The sequence below is a fragment of the Chitinophaga eiseniae genome (genome assembly GCF_012641265.1).
Lineage (GTDB): Bacteria > Bacteroidota > Bacteroidia > Chitinophagales > Chitinophagaceae > Chitinophaga > Chitinophaga eiseniae_A.
The window spans coordinates 907,455-924,233 of record NZ_JABAHZ010000001.1; the positions used below are offsets into that span (position 1 = coordinate 907,455).

18 protein-coding genes and 2 tRNA genes are annotated in these 16,779 nt (G+C 47.6%); 8 read left to right on the forward strand and 12 right to left on the reverse strand.

Features of this window, described 5'->3' with window-relative positions; translation table 11 throughout:
- Positions 1-2 precede the first annotated feature (2 nt).
- The 5 genes from HGH91_RS03690 to HGH91_RS03710 all read right to left on the reverse strand — a co-directional run bounded on the left by HGH91_RS03690 (position 3) and on the right by HGH91_RS03710 (position 4,616).
- Positions 3-1,400 (reverse strand): TolC family protein, encoded by a 1,398-nt coding sequence (locus tag HGH91_RS03690; RefSeq protein WP_168737093.1) that lies wholly within the window; start codon positions 1,398-1,400, stop codon positions 3-5.
- A gap of 46 nt (positions 1,401-1,446) precedes the next feature.
- Positions 1,447-1,806: a hypothetical protein gene (locus tag HGH91_RS03695; RefSeq protein ID WP_168737094.1), complete on the reverse strand. Its 360-nt coding sequence runs from the start codon at positions 1,804-1,806 to the stop codon at positions 1,447-1,449.
- 212 nt (positions 1,807-2,018) lie between these two features.
- A complete protein-coding gene (locus HGH91_RS03700) occupies positions 2,019-3,026 on the reverse strand; it encodes an outer membrane beta-barrel protein (protein WP_168737095.1) in 1,008 nt (335 codons plus the stop codon).
- A 73-nt stretch (positions 3,027-3,099) separates the two neighbouring features.
- Positions 3,100-4,287: a polymerase gene (locus HGH91_RS03705; RefSeq protein ID WP_168737096.1), complete on the reverse strand. Its 1,188-nt coding sequence runs from the start codon at positions 4,285-4,287 to the stop codon at positions 3,100-3,102.
- A gap of 50 nt (positions 4,288-4,337) precedes the next feature.
- Complete coding sequence (locus HGH91_RS03710; protein WP_168737097.1) at positions 4,338-4,616, reverse strand: SelT/SelW/SelH family protein; 279 nt, start codon at positions 4,614-4,616, stop codon at positions 4,338-4,340.
- Between the two features lie 300 nt (positions 4,617-4,916).
- Here HGH91_RS03710 and HGH91_RS03715 point away from each other — a divergent pair, with 300 nt between their 5' ends.
- Positions 4,917-6,890: a tetratricopeptide repeat-containing sensor histidine kinase gene (locus tag HGH91_RS03715; protein ID WP_168737098.1), complete on the forward strand. Its 1,974-nt coding sequence runs from the start codon at positions 4,917-4,919 to the stop codon at positions 6,888-6,890.
- On the opposite strand, the gene HGH91_RS03720 is transcribed toward HGH91_RS03715, so the two are convergent.
- The gene (locus tag HGH91_RS03720; RefSeq protein ID WP_168737099.1) at positions 6,891-7,355 is read right to left on the reverse strand and encodes an Lrp/AsnC family transcriptional regulator; all 465 of its coding nucleotides are present in this window, start codon (positions 7,353-7,355) and stop codon (positions 6,891-6,893) included.
- 166 nt (positions 7,356-7,521) lie between these two features.
- Here HGH91_RS03720 and HGH91_RS03725 point away from each other — a divergent pair, with 166 nt between their 5' ends.
- On the forward strand, positions 7,522-8,652 hold the full coding sequence (locus HGH91_RS03725; RefSeq protein WP_168737100.1) for a histidine decarboxylase: 1,131 nt from the start codon (positions 7,522-7,524) through the stop codon (positions 8,650-8,652).
- Here HGH91_RS03725 and HGH91_RS03730 read toward each other — a convergent pair.
- From HGH91_RS03730 to HGH91_RS03740, 3 genes are all read right to left on the reverse strand, one after another.
- Positions 8,649-9,530: a mechanosensitive ion channel family protein gene (locus tag HGH91_RS03730; protein ID WP_168737101.1), complete on the reverse strand. Its 882-nt coding sequence runs from the start codon at positions 9,528-9,530 to the stop codon at positions 8,649-8,651. The genes HGH91_RS03725 and HGH91_RS03730 overlap by 4 nt on opposite strands.
- Positions 9,531-9,596: 66 nt before the next feature.
- The gene (locus tag HGH91_RS03735) at positions 9,597-9,851 is read right to left on the reverse strand and encodes a hypothetical protein (RefSeq protein ID WP_145666230.1); all 255 of its coding nucleotides are present in this window, start codon (positions 9,849-9,851) and stop codon (positions 9,597-9,599) included.
- 97 nt (positions 9,852-9,948) lie between these two features.
- Entirely contained in the window at positions 9,949-10,410 is a 462-nt protein-coding gene (locus tag HGH91_RS03740) for a DUF6496 domain-containing protein (RefSeq protein ID WP_168737102.1), read from the reverse strand.
- Positions 10,411-10,682: 272 nt separating this feature from the next.
- Between HGH91_RS03740 and HGH91_RS03745 the strand changes: the two genes are divergently transcribed.
- From HGH91_RS03745 to HGH91_RS03770, 6 genes are all read left to right on the forward strand, one after another.
- Complete coding sequence (locus tag HGH91_RS03745) at positions 10,683-11,003, forward strand: KGG domain-containing protein (protein WP_168737103.1); 321 nt, start codon at positions 10,683-10,685, stop codon at positions 11,001-11,003.
- A 111-nt stretch (positions 11,004-11,114) separates the two neighbouring features.
- Entirely contained in the window at positions 11,115-11,498 is a 384-nt protein-coding gene (locus tag HGH91_RS03750) for a DUF2809 domain-containing protein (RefSeq protein ID WP_168737104.1), read from the forward strand.
- A 33-nt stretch (positions 11,499-11,531) separates the two neighbouring features.
- Positions 11,532-11,894 carry a DUF1304 domain-containing protein gene (locus HGH91_RS03755; protein WP_168737105.1) on the forward strand — a complete coding sequence of 121 codons (363 nt, stop codon included), beginning with the start codon at positions 11,532-11,534 and terminating at the stop codon, positions 11,892-11,894.
- Positions 11,891-12,304 carry a hypothetical protein gene (locus tag HGH91_RS03760; RefSeq protein WP_168737106.1) on the forward strand — a complete coding sequence of 138 codons (414 nt, stop codon included), beginning with the start codon at positions 11,891-11,893 and terminating at the stop codon, positions 12,302-12,304. Before HGH91_RS03755 ends, HGH91_RS03760 begins: the two co-directional genes overlap by 4 nt.
- Positions 12,305-12,378: 74 nt before the next feature.
- Positions 12,379-14,460, forward strand: coding sequence for a transketolase (gene tkt / locus HGH91_RS03765; protein ID WP_168737107.1), 2,082 nt, complete (start codon positions 12,379-12,381; stop codon positions 14,458-14,460).
- Positions 14,461-14,469: 9 nt separating this feature from the next.
- Positions 14,470-15,219 carry an HAD-IIB family hydrolase gene (locus HGH91_RS03770; RefSeq protein ID WP_168737108.1) on the forward strand — a complete coding sequence of 250 codons (750 nt, stop codon included), beginning with the start codon at positions 14,470-14,472 and terminating at the stop codon, positions 15,217-15,219.
- Here HGH91_RS03770 and HGH91_RS03775 read toward each other — a convergent pair.
- From HGH91_RS03775 to HGH91_RS03785, 3 genes are all read right to left on the reverse strand, one after another.
- Positions 15,204-16,211 carry a pesticidal protein Cry7Aa gene (locus tag HGH91_RS03775; protein WP_168737109.1) on the reverse strand — a complete coding sequence of 336 codons (1,008 nt, stop codon included), beginning with the start codon at positions 16,209-16,211 and terminating at the stop codon, positions 15,204-15,206. The genes HGH91_RS03770 and HGH91_RS03775 overlap by 16 nt on opposite strands.
- Before the next feature lie 210 nt (positions 16,212-16,421).
- Positions 16,422-16,498 (reverse strand) — tRNA-Arg (locus tag HGH91_RS03780).
- A gap of 145 nt (positions 16,499-16,643) precedes the next feature.
- Positions 16,644-16,717 (reverse strand) — tRNA-Arg (locus HGH91_RS03785).
- Positions 16,718-16,779 lie beyond the last annotated feature (62 nt).

Genomic DNA, 16,779 nt, shown 5'->3' on the forward strand with positions numbered 1-16,779 from the left:
GTTTAGTTCAGGTCAGGTAAAAGTTGTGAAATCGTATTGCCGGCATAGGCGGCGCGAAACAGCGCTCTCCAGGCGGCATCGCGGGTTTGCACCAGGTCTGTTTCCGCGCGGTTGAGTACAAATAAAGCGGTGGTTACGTCAATAATATTGGTAAGTCCCCCTTTATACAACACCATTTTTTGCCTGGCGGCAGCCTGTGCGGCGGCCAGTTGCACAGGTAATTCCTTCAGCTTATCGCCTGAAGCGGCGATATCTGCTTCCGCCTGTTGCAGGAGGCCTGTGAGCGTAGTGCGGGTAGTTTCCAGTTGTTCCCGTGCTGCTTCTGCCTTGTAATCCTGTACCGCCACCTTTTCATGGGTGCGTTTCAGGTCTGTGAGGTTGTAGGTAATCCCCAGCCCCAATAAATAGTTGTACCTGCTGTATCCCAGTCCGCTCCAGAGATTTTTATCGTATACGTCATTGAACGATCCGCTGGAACCACGCATCCATCCGGCTGCCATCAGGTTTACTTTAGGCAATCTTGCCTTGCGAATCACGTCGGTGGCAGCCCGTTGTTGTCCGTAAATGGCCTGGTAGTACGCCAGCAAAGGGTGTGCGCTGATGCTATCCGGAGGCGTGAGCCCGAGCAATACCGGCAGGCGTTCATTGTTCACCTCGTCCGGTTTGATCTGCACGGTATCCAGCCCGGTGAAGACGGATAACTGAATGCGTACCCGGTTGTAGCTGTTGTTGATATCGAGGAGGTTGAGCCGAGCTTTGGATAATTCTGCCGCAGCCACGGCGCTGTCCACGCCCGGTTTCAAACCATGTAATACGATAGCGGCTACCGCGCGCAGTACTTCAGCATTCCGTTGAATATTATCCGATGCTATTTTTTGTAAAGCGTGTAGCCGTAACAGTTCGAGATAATTTTGTATAACCAGTACGGTCAACTGGTTGGCCGTATTATTAAGATCGGATTGCTGTACTTTCAATGCCTGGGCGGCTTCCCGCTGCTGGCTGCCATAAGCGCCGAAGTTGTATACTTCCCACTGCATGGCAGTCATAGCAATATTGCCACTCATCAGGGTGCTGTTATTTTCTGCACGTATACCCCCTGAAGTGGAAGGTATCATTCCCAATGTAAAGTAAGAGCCGTAAATACTGTTATCTGTGCCCGCGTCCAGCTGTTCATGCAGTTTTATGTCGGGGTACCAATTATGTTTAATATCTGTCAGGTTGGCCTGCCCCGCTTTCACCTGGGCTGCTTTGGCTTTTAGCGCCGGGTAGTGCTCAAGTGTAAGCGCGATGGCGCGATGCAGCGAAAAGCTATCCGCTGCAGATTGTGCGAACGAAGATGTGAAAGGGAAAAAACATAGCAACCACCCACACAACTTCTTCGCGATCATATGTGCGTTCATAAATCGACGAAAAAAGAATGAAATAAAAAGGAATTGAATGCGGTGATCAGGCTGTTGGCGGGCCTCTCCAGCTTCTTAGCGGTATGGGTACGCTGAGGTAAGGGTTGAAATAATATCCACGATGGGTTTTGTCGACGTAAATAAAACGGGGAGCAATGGCAGATAATAAAGGGGGACAAACTTTTTCATGTCCGTAGCTGTCGTTGATACCAACGGGTCTGCGCTTAAAGCGGGTAATGGCGGCTCTTACCCGGGGTGCTTCTACCCGCTGTACCACCACTATGCCGTGCTTAGCCACATGAATATTATCAAGCGCATTCCTTTGCAGGATTTCGCTATGTGCCTGCACATGGGGCAGGAACATTATCGCTATCCATACGAAGAATAATTGGCGGAATAATTTCATGTGGTATATTTCTTTCTGCTGCACTAAGTTATTTAATACCGGGCTGACTAGTATTGTTGTACCTGGTATTTTAACCAAATTTTAAGGTGCAGAAGGCACGCAAAGGAGCTAAGGAGCAAAGCAGCAAAGAAATTTATAAGCTCCCTAAGAGCTTATGTTTTGGCAAAATGCCTTTGCTGCTTTGCTCCTTAGCTCCTTTGCGTGCCTTGGTTTTACAGCCTGAATTTCACTCCTACATTAGCACCGAGGCCACCGATATTTATATACGATTTCAGGTCGTTAGATGCCTTGCTATCATCTTTATAAATCACTTTGGTACCCTGCTGGTTAATGGGTGTGTTAGAGTTCTGATCCAGGGTAGTTTGGTAGATGGTATGTTTTTCCGCATAACTCAGCTGGTCGAGCGTTCGGGACGACTCTCCTACTACCTTCCCGGCGGCGACCAACTTCGTGGTTTCGTTATATTGGGTAATTTCTTTTTCTTTACTTTTTACCGGTACATTTCTATATTCTGTTTCTACAAAAACATCGAAGCGGGAGCCTACTTTAAAGGAAACACCCAGTGCTCCCTGGAAACCGATGGTCACATTGGGTTTTATTTCTTCTTTGCGACTGATCGTCGTCAGCGCCTGCGTGGTGGGCGATACGGCGGTTGTCTGGTTGGCGTCAGTTTCTATATACAGGCGGCCCCATAGCGGCACCACGAACCCAAAGCGCACATAAGGATTTACCTTTTCGTATCCCGGGCTTACCACCAGGCTGGGCGCGAAATCCACTGCGTTGACATAGCCGTGCGATTCCACATGTCCCAATTCGGTATTGCTGCCTACCAGCGTGGTAGATTGGCGGGTCATCAGGTTTTTCCGGCTGTGATAATAGTTGAAGGAGGCTTCTACTGCCAGGTATTTGTTGATATTATACCCGACCGACAAACCACCTCTGAAACCTTCCCCATAGGAGCCGGTGAGCACCCTACGGCTCAGCGTATCCATATGGTTGGCGTTGGGACTGCCGGGATTGAACTGCGTGCGCAAATCCTGCGGCGGATAAGGCCCTACATTCGGAAACTGTCCGGGTGATACGCTAAAAAAATAGCCGCCGGTTGCTTTGAGATACCATTTGGAATGGGCGGAGGAATTCTCCTGGGCTTGGGTTACAAGGGTTACAAGGGTTACAGCGGTTAACAACACTGCTGTCCCAAATTGGAATAGCGTTTTCATAAACATAGTTTTGGTGTTATTCTATTGGAAGTTAATTAATTATTACCAAATAAATATCACCAAAACCAATTAATTAAAACGCTTCTGCCAGTGACAGGTACAGCCCTTTCTGCCTGGCTTCGCCTGTATGTTTTTCTCCTACGGCATAGTCTATACGAATAGTAAGGCGGGAGTTTTCATCATAGAAGTAGCGGATACCTGCTCCATAACTGGGTTTGAAGCCAGCCAGGCTAAAATCGTGATTGGAAAATACGCTGCCTGTTCCAGCGAAGGCTGCCAGTGCAAACTTCGGCTTTATATCTACGAACCAGATATGGATATGCATTTTCGGATCGATGAGGTACCGGTATTCAGCTTGTCCAGCGAGGTAATTCTGGTCACGGTACCTTCCGGTATAGTAACCCCGCATAATATTGTCATTACCCATTTCAGGCAGCAGGTAAAAAGGTAGTTGTTTTCCCTGTAAGCTTTGGAAGAGGCCATTGAAGCCGATGGTACTTTTGGGAGAGATGGGAACAAAATGTGATCCCTGCGCTTCCAGTTTAAACAGCGGGTGTTTACTCAGGAATGAGGGCGCGTAAGCCACATTCAGCCTGAGCCACCAACCGTGACGGGTATAGTTTTCTTTGTCGCGGTTATCGAATATTCCGGTCAGCCCGAGGAAGGTCACGTAGCCTCCGTCTTTGTCGACCAGGGGCATGGTGTTATAAATCCCTTTATTGTCGCTGCTGCTGTAAGTATCATGCTGGTAAAGTATGGATGCGCCGACATAAAAATGGCCCGATACCCGGCGTTCGCCTTCCAGCTGCACTTTATAACGGATATTATCTACGAGTGACCTGGTATCATGACGCGTAGTATCTCCTATGCCGAAGAAATACAGCGGGTAGTTCTGGTAACGGAGGTTCCCTTTAAAATGCCAGGTATTGGCGCGTGTCCAGATATTGGCCTTCAGGTCTATTTTAAACTGCTTTTCCGTGGTGATGGCGGGAATCAGGTTGAGCGTGGAGTTGCGGGTGGTATGATCCGGGTTCTTGTTGTCGGTATAAAAAGAGTACAACATGGCGGCCCCTATTTCCAGTCCTTTTTCCTGGGAATATCCTAATACCGGTAATGGGAAAAAACTACTTTTGCGCACGCCAACACTATCGTATAGTCCTTGCTGTTGGGAGGAGGTTTTCCTTGAAACGCTGTCCTGTTGAGCCATGGCGCCGGTCGCTGATAATACTAATAAAGCCGAGATATGGAGGTTTTTACGCATAGGCTGCAAATGTAAGGATTTACATTTACAGCCACGCTTTCCGTTTATGATCAGGGCCGGTCCGAATGTCCCAAGCTTTTCTCCGGGTTTACCCGGTCCCTGACCAGTTGTTTCAGGTGTTTGATTTCCGGGAAATGACCGGCGTCTTTGCGGTCAAATATTTTTTCCTCACCCAGGGAAATGATATAGGAGCCTCCAATTTCGCTGGGACGCAGGGTCACTCCCCCCAGGTCGTCCGCAAAAGTGGTAAGCAGTTCCTGGGCCATGTAAGCTGCTCTCAACAACCAGCCGCATTTAGGGCAATATTCTATCGTAATAACAGGTTTCATATACTGTCTGCTTTAAATATCTGTGCAATGGCCGCCTGACAAAATTCAATGTGCTCCTGCGGCAGTGAAAATTCATCGAAAGATACAATCCTATTTGGTTTATAGGTATAATAACACGAAATACCTGTCTGCCACATGAATATTTTATATCAACTTCCTTTGAATCGTGGCACATTATCTTTAATTTTAACCTATATTAATTGTGGACCGCCCCGAATCGCTCCACCCTAGTCACTGCCAACATTATATATTATGCTGCCGGCCAGTCCTTTGAAAAAATGCGCTTTAATCCCCCTTTTCATGTTCTTGCTGTCGCCTGCGGTTACAGCTCAGCAAAGTATTAACGATAGTCTGCAAACAGCCCTACGCCTGCATCCGACGAACGATACTGTTAAAATAAACCTGCTCAACCAGCTGGCCAGGAACTATTTCACGCAAAATGCTGCCATGGCGGCGCAATATGCAGCATCAGCCCTGCAGTTGAGCGACAGCCTCCATTTTACAAAGGGTAAAATATGGGCGCTGCGTAACCAGGCCCTGGTTGAAAATACCCGGGGCAACCTGGATCATCAAATGCAGCTGACCCTCAACGCGTTGAAACTGGCCGAACAAGACTACGACTCCTACACCCTGGGAGTGCTGAATAACGACGTAGGTAATATTTTTATCGAGCTAAACAGCCCCCGGGATGCCCTCGCCTATCTTAAAAAGTCGCTGGAAATCAAGGAAAAGCGCCGGGAAAAATCTGAAATCGGGAAAACACTGAACAATATTGGATCTGCCTACATCACCCTCCAACTACATGATTCTGCCATGTACTACCTCGAAAAGGCAGAACAAATTAAAATAGCCCTGCATGATCAACGTGGCCTGGCCTTTACCTATGAAAATATGGGTATCGTTTCTATGCTACAGTCGCGCTACGACAAGGCCTTACATTACCATTTGCTGTCGGAAGCCTATTACCGGGAAGCCAACAACCTCCCGGGTGTAGTGAAAGCGAGTCTCAATCTCGCTGAAGTACAAACCATGCTGGGCGACCTGAAGGAAGCTGATAAAAACCTCGACAAGGCCCAGGCCCTGAATCAGCAGCTGGGCAATGTAAAAAATGAGATGATCTATTACAAGATCCGCTATGAGCTGGACTCTGCCCGGAAAGACTATGCTGCCGCCCTCCGGAGTTACAAGGAATTCAGTACCCGTAATATCGACTTCTTTAATGCTGAAAAAGGACGACAGATTTCCCGTTCGCAAGAGAAATATGAGTCGGAGAAGAAGCAACGGGAAAATATTATACTGAAGAAAGAACAACACATGCACCTGGCCACGATACAACAGCAACGGGTGTTGGTGCTATCTGCAGCGGCGCTCTTTCTCGCCCTGCTATTGATTACCGTGATGGTATACCGCCTGTATAAACGACAACAGGAACTTTACCTGGAGCTGAATAACAAGAACCGGGAAGTATCCATGCAAAACCGTATTATCCTGGAGCAAAACAGTACCCTGGAAAACCTGAACCAGGTGAAGGATAAAATATTTTCTGTGATCTCCCATGACCTGCGCTCGCCATTGGCCATCCTGGAAGGACTGTTATTCCTGCTGAAAGATGAAAAGATTGATGCCGGGCAGTTCAGGATGTATACTGATGAACTCTGGAGAGATGTAAAAAATACGGCCTATATGATGGATAATATGTTGCAATGGGCCAGCAACCAAATGAAGGGCATCGGTGTAAAGGCCGACGACTTCGATGTAACCCTTTTGCTCAGCCGGGAATTTGAATTGCTGCAAACCCTCGCCAGGCAAAAAGAAGTAAGATTATCGCAGGAGCTGCACGAATGCATCATGGTATATGCTGATCCGGATATGATCAAGCTCGTATTACGCAACCTGATCAACAACGCTATTAAATTTACGCCCAGCGGCGGTGAAGTCGTTATAACCGCCCGGCAGGATGGCGAATTTGCAGAGATCACCGTAAGGGATAATGGCACCGGCATCCCGGTAGAAAGCCAGCATCGCATCTTTTCCAACATATACTACTCTACCACCGGTACACAGAATGAAAAGGGATGTGGCCTTGGGCTGCACCTCTCCAAGGATTTTGTGGAACGCAACCATGGACGTATCTGGTTTAACAGTATGCCTGGCGCCGGTAGCAGCTTCAGTTTCACGATCCCGGTTTCGGAAGACCAGGATACAAACACCCGTGGCTATACGGTAGTGGTACAGGACCACCCGGTTTCCGGCGTAAAAGTATTGAGAAGGTAATCACAACAGCTCAAAGGCAGTAGTATGCTTGATTTCAGTCATCACAAATGAACTATGTACCTGCCCGATGTTTTCAATTGCCGCCAGTTTATTGGTCAGGAAATGCTGGTAGCGCCGCATATCATCTACCACTACCTTCAGCAGATAATCATAAGTACCGGCTACATGGTAGCATTCCATCACTTCCGTCATTCCAGCGATGGCCGCTTCAAATTTCTTGATCAGTGGCTGTGAATGCAGCTGCAATGATACATTACAGAAAGCCATCAACGTTTTACCCACTTTATCTCCTTCCAGCAGGGTAACGTAACTTTTAATCACCCCGCTCTTCTCTATTTTTTTCAGCCGTTCATATGTAGGCGTAACAGACAGCCCTATACGATGGGCAATTTCCTTGGTATTTAACCGGGCATCCTGTTGCAATACCTGTAGTATGCGCCGGTCCGTTTTATCCAGTGTATCCATAGCAGTTATTTTTTTCTGTAAAAAGGTGCTGTAAGACATCGGAATGGTTATTTATATCTACCACACAATCAAAAGTAGTATATATTTTCTGTTATATAACATAATCCAGTTCAATTAGGTTATACCGCCTTACTTTTACAGGATCATACACCTGTAACCAACGATTATGAAAAAAAACCGGCTGGCTGCCCCTGATGCAGCAGCGCTACAGCAACTACTGGCGCGGGTAGCATCCTGCACCAAAGATTTCCTCGGGTATCCCGTATCTAAAGATTTTGATTACAGTCCACTATTACCTTTTCTGCAATACCCTTTGAATAACCTGGGCGATCCGTTTGTACCTTCTACCTACGGTGTGGGATCCAGGGAGATGGAAAAAGAAGTGGTGTCGTTCTTTGCGGACTTATTCCGCGCACCGGAAAATGATTGGTGGGGATATGTGACCAATGGCGGTTCTGAAGGTAATTTATATGGTTTATACCTCGCGAGGGAGCTATATCCTAAAGGGATGGTATATTATTCGGAAGCCACGCATTACAGTGTACAAAAAAATCTGCACCTGTTAAACATGCCTGGGATTATTATACGCACTTTGCCTAACGGGGAAATTGATTATGATGACCTGGAGCATACTATCAGCATGAACCGGCATTTACCGGTGATCATGCTGGCCAATATCGGCACCACGATGACGGAAGCGCGGGACGATGTAAAACGTATTAAAGATATCCTGAGAAAGCTGGCCATCCGGCATCATTATATACATGCAGATGGCGCGTTGTCGGGCAGTTACAGCGCTTTCCTGGCGCCGCGGCCGGCCTTTGATTTTGCAGATGGGGCCGACAGCATCGCCATCAGCGGGCATAAATTTATTGGCGCTCCTATTCCCTGTGGCGTGGTGGTAGCCAAAAAATCGAATCGCGACCGGATTGCACGTTCAGTGGCTTATATCGGCAGTATGGATACCACCATCACCGGGTCAAGAAACGGGCATAGTCCCCTGTTTTTATGGTATGCGATCAAATGCCTGGGGGTGGCTGGTTTAGAAGAAAGGGCCCGGCATAGTTTGGCAGTGGCAGCCTACGCGGTAGAACGGCTAAACGAAAACGGGATTGCGGCCTGGCGCAACCGGGATGCCATCACGGTGGTATTTCCTGACCCGCCGGCAGCGGTACGTCAACGGTGGCAGCTGGCGTCTGAAAATGGCTGGTCGCACCTGGTGTGTATGCCCAATGTAAACCGGCAGCAGGTAGATGCATTCATTGCCACGCTGACCTCCATGCCGGCAGCCATTTAGTCGATCCCTTCAGCAATCGCCATGATTTCTGTATTGAGCGCCCGGCGGATCTGGCGCTCTATTTCCTTGTTGGCCAGCGGCATGAGCAGCTGCACTTTAAACTGAACAAAATCCTTTTTGATTTCGATGGTTTTCAGGGCGAAGCTGTCCGGCGTAAAATTGCTGGAATAGCGGTCCACCGCGCGTCTGAGGCGTTCCTCCAGTCCCCGGATGGTAAAAGGATGTTTGTGGTCCAGTTCAAACTCCAATGTCAGCTTTTTGATATTCTGTTTGGACTGGTTCACCACGATAGTAGTAAACACAACGGAGTTGGGAATGATTACGATATCATCGTCTTCATTTTGCAACACCACGTTAATGAGGGTAATATCCAGTATTTTTCCTTTATAGTCACCAATGCGTACATGATCTCCCAATGATAACTGATCAGAAAACATGATGATCAGTCCATTGATCATATTGGTAATATAATCTTTCGTTAACAGCGCAATGGCCGCTGCCACGATGGTAATACTGGTAACTAGCCCCAACAAATCGACGCCAAAAAAGAGCATAATGGCCAGTGCCAGGAAAATGGTATTCAGTACGGAGGTAATCCTGTTGATACCCAATACGAAGTTGTCTTTTTCCAATGGTTTACTGCGATTACGCCGGGTATACCAGGAGAGGATCAACAGCCAGGCCAGGGAAATGACGAGGTTGGCGCCCAGGAAGAAAGACAGGGCGTTGGTGAGTTTAAAGAGCCATACAAACTTGTTATAAACAGCAGGATGTTCAATATTAAAATAAACAATACAGAGATATACCACCAGTTTAGCCAGGAAGATAACCCGCTCCCGGCGGTTGGTATTCTTATAGGTTTTATCGGTTACCATCATAGTTATACACAGTCGCTTTAATTTTGCGAAGGTACAACGGCTAATTGGTTTGTGAGGCAATCCTGTTTATTTCATTTTATCGAGGATATCTTCCCAGATAATGCGGGCAATCTGTTCTGATTCCACGGTGCGGATGCTTCCTTCAAGTGTGTCTGTGTGATCGGCGGTAAAGGTATTCGTATGAGGTTCAAATTCTTCCAATACATGTTCACTTACATCGGGTACAACCTGGAAGGCGGTTTCCAAGGCGCCTCTATCGATGGTTATCACCAATCCATAGGGCTTACCTTTGATGATCACAGTGATGCTGTGCTTTTCCATATAAAAAATGCCGCAAGGTACATACCATAAATAAAGGCCAGTGCGATCTACTCACCGGCCTTTGCACGTATATTGAAAGGACTACAAGTAATCATGGTCAGGCCATGGCTGCCATTTTTTTACGTGCTGCTGACTTTTTTTTGGGCGCTGCTTTCCTGGCAGTTGCCTTTTTGGCGGTGGTATGTTTGGTGGCAGTTTTCCTTGCTCCTGCTTTTGCAGTAGCTTTTTTAGCAGGTGCTTTCTTAGCTGTGGTCTTTTTAGTAATACTGCTCTTTGCCGTTGTTTTCCTGGCAGTGGTTTTCTTAGCCGTCGTTTTCTTCATAACGCGTTTTGCCGGTGCTGCTTTTTTTACAGTGGCTTTCTTAGCGGTAGTTTTCCTGCCGGTTGGCTTACCAGGAACCTTGGCGCCTTCTTCCCTGGCCTCAGATAAGCCTATGGCGATAGCTTGCTTAGGATTCGTAACCTTTTTACCGCTCCTTCCACTTTTTAGCTTACCCTCGTGCATTTCGTGCATACTTTTCTCTACTTTACTCTGGGCTTTTTTTGAATAGTTTGCCATGTCAAAAAAATTTAGATGGGTTAAGAAAAGAAATAACGTAATGGTAAAAACAAATTATAAGCCATGGAAAATGAGTGTTTTCCATGGGAAAAAGCGTAGAAATGGGCTTAAACTGTGTTAAAAATTCTATGGATTGTGGAATGTATTGCCCCATATTGCCGGGGCAATATTGCCCGATAACCGGGCTGGCATAGCAATACGAGTGGTGGCACATATCTTGATCGACTTTTGGGGAATATTTAACTACTATCACTATAAAAAACTTCAGGATTATGGAAGACATCAGATTTCAACATGCCACGCCAGTCACTCATTTACAGGAGTCGAATCCCGAACAGAAAACCAAACACAGTAAACGTGGATTCGCTTCTATGGACCCTGAGCAGCAGCGTGCCATATCAAGAGAAGGTGGAAGAGCAGCGCATCAACAAGGTGTTGCCCATAAATTTACTTCTGACGAAGCTCGTGCCGCTGGTAAAAAAGGTGGTGAAGCAGTGAGTAAAAACCGTGAACACATGGCCACTATCGGCCGTAAAGGCGGTACTAACCGAGGTAAAAAGAAAAACAGCGTTGAAAGTAATAACCAGCAATAACCCAGGCAATGGGTTATTGCTTTTTTATGGAGAGGATACTACCCCAGTCCTCTTCTTTTCAGCGACTGTGGATATAAGGAGATCTTTCTTATATTTATTGCTTTTTACTATATGGAAGCAAAAAGACGCTGGCTCTATTTCCTGTTAATCGTAGCAAATGTCCCCTTAGGCCTGGCCACCCGCTGGGCGCCTCAATATTTCCCTGATTTGATGAGAATTTATGGTGGAGATGTGCTATCTGCCACGTGTATTTTCTTTGGCATTCGTTTCCTGTATCCTGTTACGCCACTTTGGAAAATCGGTATCAGCAACTACCTGGTTTGTTTTGCCATCGAGTTGCAGCAGCTATACCAGGCTGATTGGGCAGTACGGTTCCGGAATACCCCGGCAGGTATTCTGCTGGGACATGGCTTCCTATGGAGCGATTGTGTATGTTATGCCGTGGGTACCCTCATTGCCCTGGCGATTGCCTGGCTGCTTGAAAAAATAATTTAGTTATATTTAGCGGAACTCAATAATCAACTTCTTATGCTGATCCTGGCCAAAATCCTCATTGCCTTTGTGATGCTGGAACATCTGTTTATCCTGTGGTTTGAAATGTTTGCATGGACGACCCGCGGGCCTAAAATATTCAAACGCTTTCCCAAAGAGCTTTTCCCTGCTACCAAATCGCTGGCGGCCAACCAGGGGTTGTACAACGGGTTCCTTGCAGCCGGGCTGGCATGGACTTTTTTCATTGCCGACCCGATATGGTGGGCCAGGATAGCCATTTTCTTTTTGAGCTGTGTTAGTGTAGCGGGCATTTACGGGGCTTTTACTGCCGACAAAAAGATTTTCTTTTCCCAGGCATTACCGGCGCTCGTTACTTTATTCATCATTTTGTTTATATGATACTGGCGTCTGATATCCGGATAGGTAATTATGTGGCCTGGTTCGACTACAATATGGAGGAAGAAGCCTTTATCGCAGAAGGTATCCTGGATGGTTTTGTATATAACTCCCAGCTGCCCCGCAGTAAACTACCAATTGAAAAGGTGAATCCCGTTATACTGGATCTTTACCTGCTTACCCGCTTTGGTTTTATCAAAGGAGACCCGGAATATGGAGAAGATGTAAATGTATATTCACTAAAGTACAACCGGCTGGATAGTATGCATGTCCGGTATGAAAACAGCATCTTCCAACCCATGGCCGATGCGCCGGGAGGACTGGTGCCCTATGGACGCCCGCTGGTGCATGTACACCAGCTGCAAAATCTTTTTCACGCCCTTACCCGCGATGAATTAACCCTGTTTGAATAGCTGGTGTCGCCAACTTTATGAGTACGAAATTTGTTGACCTATGTGAGATTTCTTCATCTCTAAAAAAATGCTCTATGGGTACTACTGACACTTCTCTCATTCTAAGCGCTACAGCCCTCGATACACTTTGTATTAATACCATCCGCTTCTTGTCTGTAGATGCCGTACAGAAGGCCGACAGCGGCCATCCGGGGTTGCCCCTGGGCGCTGCTCCCATGGCATATGTGCTGTGGACCCGGTTTTTGCGGCATAGTCCTACCAACCCGTTGTGGTTTAACCGCGACCGGTTTGTATTATCGGCCGGACATGGTTCGGCATTGTTGTATAGCCTGCTCCACCTTACCGGTTATGATTTGCCGATGGAGGAGCTGAAGCAGTTCAGGCAATGGGGCAGTAAAACGCCCGGGCACCCCGAGCGGGGACTCACGCCTGGTGTGGAAGTAACTACCGGTCCATTGGGGCAGGGCTTTGCCAACGGGGTAGGTATTGCCATGGCAGAAGCTTACCTGGGCGCGCGGTACAATAAACCGGGTAATGCGGTAGTGGACCACTACACTTACGCCCTGGTGAGCGATGGAGACCTGATGGAAGGCGTTGCGTCCGAAGCAGCGTCACTGGCAGGCCACCTGAGACTAGGCAAACTGATTTACCTATACGACGATAACCGTATTACCCTGGCTTCCGCTACGCCGGTAACTTTTACAGAAGATCATGCCCAACGTTTTGCTTCCTATGGCTGGCACGTACAGCAGGTGGCAGACGGCAACGACCTGGAAGCGATTGACCAGGCCATCCGGGCCGCACAGGCCGAAACAGAACGGCCATCCATTATCCTGGTGCGCACTCATATCGGCTATGGCTCTCCCAATAAACAGGATACCTGCGCTGCACATGGTAGTCCCCTTGGCGAAGACGAAGTAAAACTCACGAAGGAAAACCTGGGATGGCCGGTATCACCCGATTTCCTGGTGCCTCCTGAAGCTCTCAACCATTTTCGTGTAGCCGTTGACGATGGTAAGCGATGGGGGGCTAAATGGGAAGAACAGATGGCTATTTACGCGCAGCAATACCCGGAGCTGGCGCATGAATTACGGGAGCTGATACACGATGTACTGCCGAAAGGCTGGGATAAGGATATCCAGCCGTTTGCAGCCGACCCGAAGGGATTGGCTACCAGGGCTGCTTCGGGGAAAGTGATGCAGGCATTTTTTCATCACCTGCCCGGATTTATTGGTGGTTCGGCCGATCTGAATACCTCTACCAATACCGAATTAAAAGATGCCGGCAATTTTGAAAGTCCCCTGATGAAGGAAGGTGATTTACAGGGCGCTGCCGGTGGTGAATGGAGCTATGCCGGCAGGAACATACAATACGGCGTGCGGGAGCACGCCATGGGGGCTATTTCCAACGGTATGGCGGCGCATGGAGGCATTCTCCCCTACTGCGCCACCTTCCTTACTTTCTCCGACTATATGCGGCCTTCCATCCGCCTGGCTGCTTTGTCGGAGCTGAAAGTGGTATATGTATTTACGCACGATAGCATTGCCATGGGAGAAGATGGTCCCACCCATCAGCCGGTAGAATTGCTGGCCGCACTGCGCGCCATTCCCGACCTGGTGGTAATCAGGCCAGCTGATGCCAACGAAACGCTGAATGCCTGGCAAATGGCCATACAACTGCCTCAACGGCCGGTAGCACTCATCCTGTCGCGGCAGGCCGTACCTACCATAGATCGTAGTAAATATGCAGCTGCCAACGGGCTTCGTTTTGGCGCTTATGTACTGGCTGATGCTCCTGATGGCAAACCGGAGCTGATTTTAATAGCTACCGGTGCGGAAGTGGGATTGGCATTGGCTGCACAGGAAAAGCTCCAGGCTTCCCATATTAGCGTACGTGTAGTATCTATGCCCAGCTGGGAATTATTTGAAGCGCAAACGCCCGCGTACCGCGACCAGGTGCTCCCTCCCGCAGTTACCGCCCGGGTATCTATAGAAGCCGGCATTTCACAGGGATGGGAACGATATACCGGGACAGCAGGCATCCAGGTGGCGATGAACCGTTTCGGGGCTTCCGCACCCGGCCCGGTGCTATTGCGCGAGTTTGGCTTCACTGCCGACAACATCTGCGAACGCGCGTTGGCACTTTTGAAAAAATAATCACCCTTCATGAAAAAACTGATTGTATTTGACCTCGATGGTACATTGGCCGAAAGCAAAGCGGCTATTGATCCTGAAATGAGTACGTTGCTTTATTCCCTGTTACAGGTGGCCAGGGTAGCCATTATATCTGGCGGCGCCTGGCCACAGTTCCAGCAACAGGTGCTGGAACACTTACCAGACGATGAACGGCTGCAAAGGTTATCCATCTTACCTACCTGCGGTACCCAATTTTATGAATATAACCGGGGATGGAATAAACGCTATTCAGAGGACCTCAGCACCGAAGAAAAGGCAAAGATTATCCAGGCGTTACAGGCCGTAGTGGCTACTCTTGGCTACCAACCGGCGCAACATTGGGGTGATACGATAGAAGACAGGGGCAGCCAGATTACCTTCTCTGCCCTGGGGCAGGAAGCGCCTTTAGAAGAAAAGAAAAAGTGGGATCCTGATTTCTCCAAAAGACAACAGATGAAAACATTACTGGAAAAAATGATCCCCGAATTTTCCATCAACCTGGGAGGCACTACCTCGGTAGACATCACCAAACCGGGCATAGATAAAGCTTACGGCATTCATAAACTAAGAGATATCCTGATTATCGGGTTAGCAGAAATGTTGTTTGCAGGCGATGCCATTTTCCCCGGCGGCAATGATTACCCGGCAAAAGAAACGGGCGTTGATTGTATCAAAGTACGCGATCCCGACGAGACAAAGCGTGTCATAGAAACGATCGTGGTTTGCTACACCGTTTTATGAGCCAGCAGTGCCTGCAGTATTTCCTGCAGACTTACCGCTCCAACGGCAATCACATCGTCTCCGGCGCCATAATAAATATAAAGGGTATCGTTGACCAGTACGGTACCTGTAGGAAAACAAACATTATCCACATCTCCCCTGGTTTCCCATACCCGCTCGGGTACCAGTATAGGATGTGGCAGGCGCGCCCGCACTATCTGCGGATTATCCAGGTCCAGGAGGGCGGCGCATCCCACGTAGATAAAGCCTTTTGCGGTTTGCCGTACCCCGTGGTAAATCAGCAGCCATCCTTCCGGCGTTTCTACCGGGGGACATCCTCCTCCTACATAGCTGCTTTCATGGGCATATTTAGGCGTTAACAGTAAGTGTTCATGGAAATGCAGGAAGTAATTTTTCCAGAAATCCGGGGTTAATTCGGAAATCTCATTGACGGCTACCACCTGTATATCGGGTTTAATGCGATGCAGGAAATGCAGTTTACCTTTTATTCTCCTCGGGAAAAAGATAACATCCTTATCCCACAAACGGGCGCTGTTGCTGTTGAATAAATTATATTTTTCATCGAGCGGGGCATGCGTGGAAGCCAGTTGGATAAACGTTTTCAGTTCCATTTCTGCTACGATCAGCCCCTCCTTTTTAAACCGCCGGCCATCTTTAGAGGTAGCCAATGCACCGCAGGCATTAACACCATCGTAAGCAGTATAGGTAAGATAATACAGGCCATCAATTTTTACCACCCGCGGATCTTCCATGCCTTTGGCTTCAAAACTATGCTCAGGAAAAAGAATGGGCGATGTGAGCCGTTCGGCCACGGTGAGAGGATCGCTCAGGGCGCAAAAGCCAATGGAAGAATGGTTACCTCGCCGGACTGCCCGGTAATAAAACAGGATTTGGCCTCCATCTTTGATCGTAGCAGGATTTAATACGCCTTCGTTTTCAAAATCCAGGGCAGTTTGCCTTAAAATAACTCCGTCTTTTTTGATCCGTATCATGCGGGCAAGGTTTGTTGTTAGCATATTCATCTAACAAAAACAGGCTCATAATGTTTTTTTGTATGCGGAGGCGATTTAATTATAAATTAAACACATATGACTATTAAAATATTTATTAATGTTTTATAATCAATTAATAGTGATTATAACATTGAGATGAGGGCGCATAAAAAAAGGACGAACCGATTTAACTCGTGTTCGTCCTTTTGTTGGTGACTCCGTCTGGATTCAAACCAGAAACCTTTTGATTCGTAGTCAAATGCTCTATTCAGTTGAGCTACGGAGCCGTTCCCTGTTGGGATAGCGAAGATACGCCATTATTTTATTTCTAACAAATTATTTTTCAATAATTTATACCTGACAGCTTTTCTTCAGATATTTTATTTTGATAGAAAATGCTGCAACCGGCTGTTGCAGCATTTTCATTTTTTGTGACCTCATCTGGATTCAAACCAGAAACCTTTTGATTCGTAGTCAAATGCTCTATTCAGTTGAGCTATGAAGCCATTCCCGTTTTGGGATTGCAAATGTAGAACTTGTTTTTTATTTATCAAAAAAAATGTCATCT

Bases quoted from the DNA above. Each gene is read 5' to 3' on its own strand.
- HGH91_RS03690 (WP_168737093.1), bottom strand. From the start codon at position 1,400: ATGAACGCACATATGATCGCGAAGAAGTTGTGTGGGTGGTTGCTATGT.
- HGH91_RS03695 (WP_168737094.1), bottom strand. From the start codon at position 1,806: ATGAAATTATTCCGCCAATTATTCTTCGTATGGATAGCGATAATGTTC.
- HGH91_RS03700 (WP_168737095.1), bottom strand. From the start codon at position 3,026: ATGAAAACGCTATTCCAATTTGGGACAGCAGTGTTGTTAACCGCTGTA.
- HGH91_RS03705 (WP_168737096.1), bottom strand. From the start codon at position 4,287: ATGCGTAAAAACCTCCATATCTCGGCTTTATTAGTATTATCAGCGACC.
- HGH91_RS03710 (WP_168737097.1), bottom strand. From the start codon at position 4,616: ATGAAACCTGTTATTACGATAGAATATTGCCCTAAATGCGGCTGGTTG.
- HGH91_RS03715 (WP_168737098.1), top strand. From the start codon at position 4,917: ATGTTCTTGCTGTCGCCTGCGGTTACAGCTCAGCAAAGTATTAACGAT.
- HGH91_RS03720 (WP_168737099.1), bottom strand. From the start codon at position 7,355: ATGGATACACTGGATAAAACGGACCGGCGCATACTACAGGTATTGCAA.
- HGH91_RS03725 (WP_168737100.1), top strand. From the start codon at position 7,522: ATGAAAAAAAACCGGCTGGCTGCCCCTGATGCAGCAGCGCTACAGCAA.
- HGH91_RS03730 (WP_168737101.1), bottom strand. From the start codon at position 9,530: ATGATGGTAACCGATAAAACCTATAAGAATACCAACCGCCGGGAGCGG.
- HGH91_RS03735 (WP_145666230.1), bottom strand. From the start codon at position 9,851: ATGGAAAAGCACAGCATCACTGTGATCATCAAAGGTAAGCCCTATGGA.
- HGH91_RS03740 (WP_168737102.1), bottom strand. From the start codon at position 10,410: ATGGCAAACTATTCAAAAAAAGCCCAGAGTAAAGTAGAGAAAAGTATG.
- HGH91_RS03745 (WP_168737103.1), top strand. From the start codon at position 10,683: ATGGAAGACATCAGATTTCAACATGCCACGCCAGTCACTCATTTACAG.
- HGH91_RS03750 (WP_168737104.1), top strand. From the start codon at position 11,115: ATGGAAGCAAAAAGACGCTGGCTCTATTTCCTGTTAATCGTAGCAAAT.
- HGH91_RS03755 (WP_168737105.1), top strand. From the start codon at position 11,532: ATGCTGATCCTGGCCAAAATCCTCATTGCCTTTGTGATGCTGGAACAT.
- HGH91_RS03760 (WP_168737106.1), top strand. From the start codon at position 11,891: ATGATACTGGCGTCTGATATCCGGATAGGTAATTATGTGGCCTGGTTC.
- tkt (WP_168737107.1), top strand. From the start codon at position 12,379: ATGGGTACTACTGACACTTCTCTCATTCTAAGCGCTACAGCCCTCGAT.
- HGH91_RS03770 (WP_168737108.1), top strand. From the start codon at position 14,470: ATGAAAAAACTGATTGTATTTGACCTCGATGGTACATTGGCCGAAAGC.
- HGH91_RS03775 (WP_168737109.1), bottom strand. From the start codon at position 16,211: ATGATACGGATCAAAAAAGACGGAGTTATTTTAAGGCAAACTGCCCTG.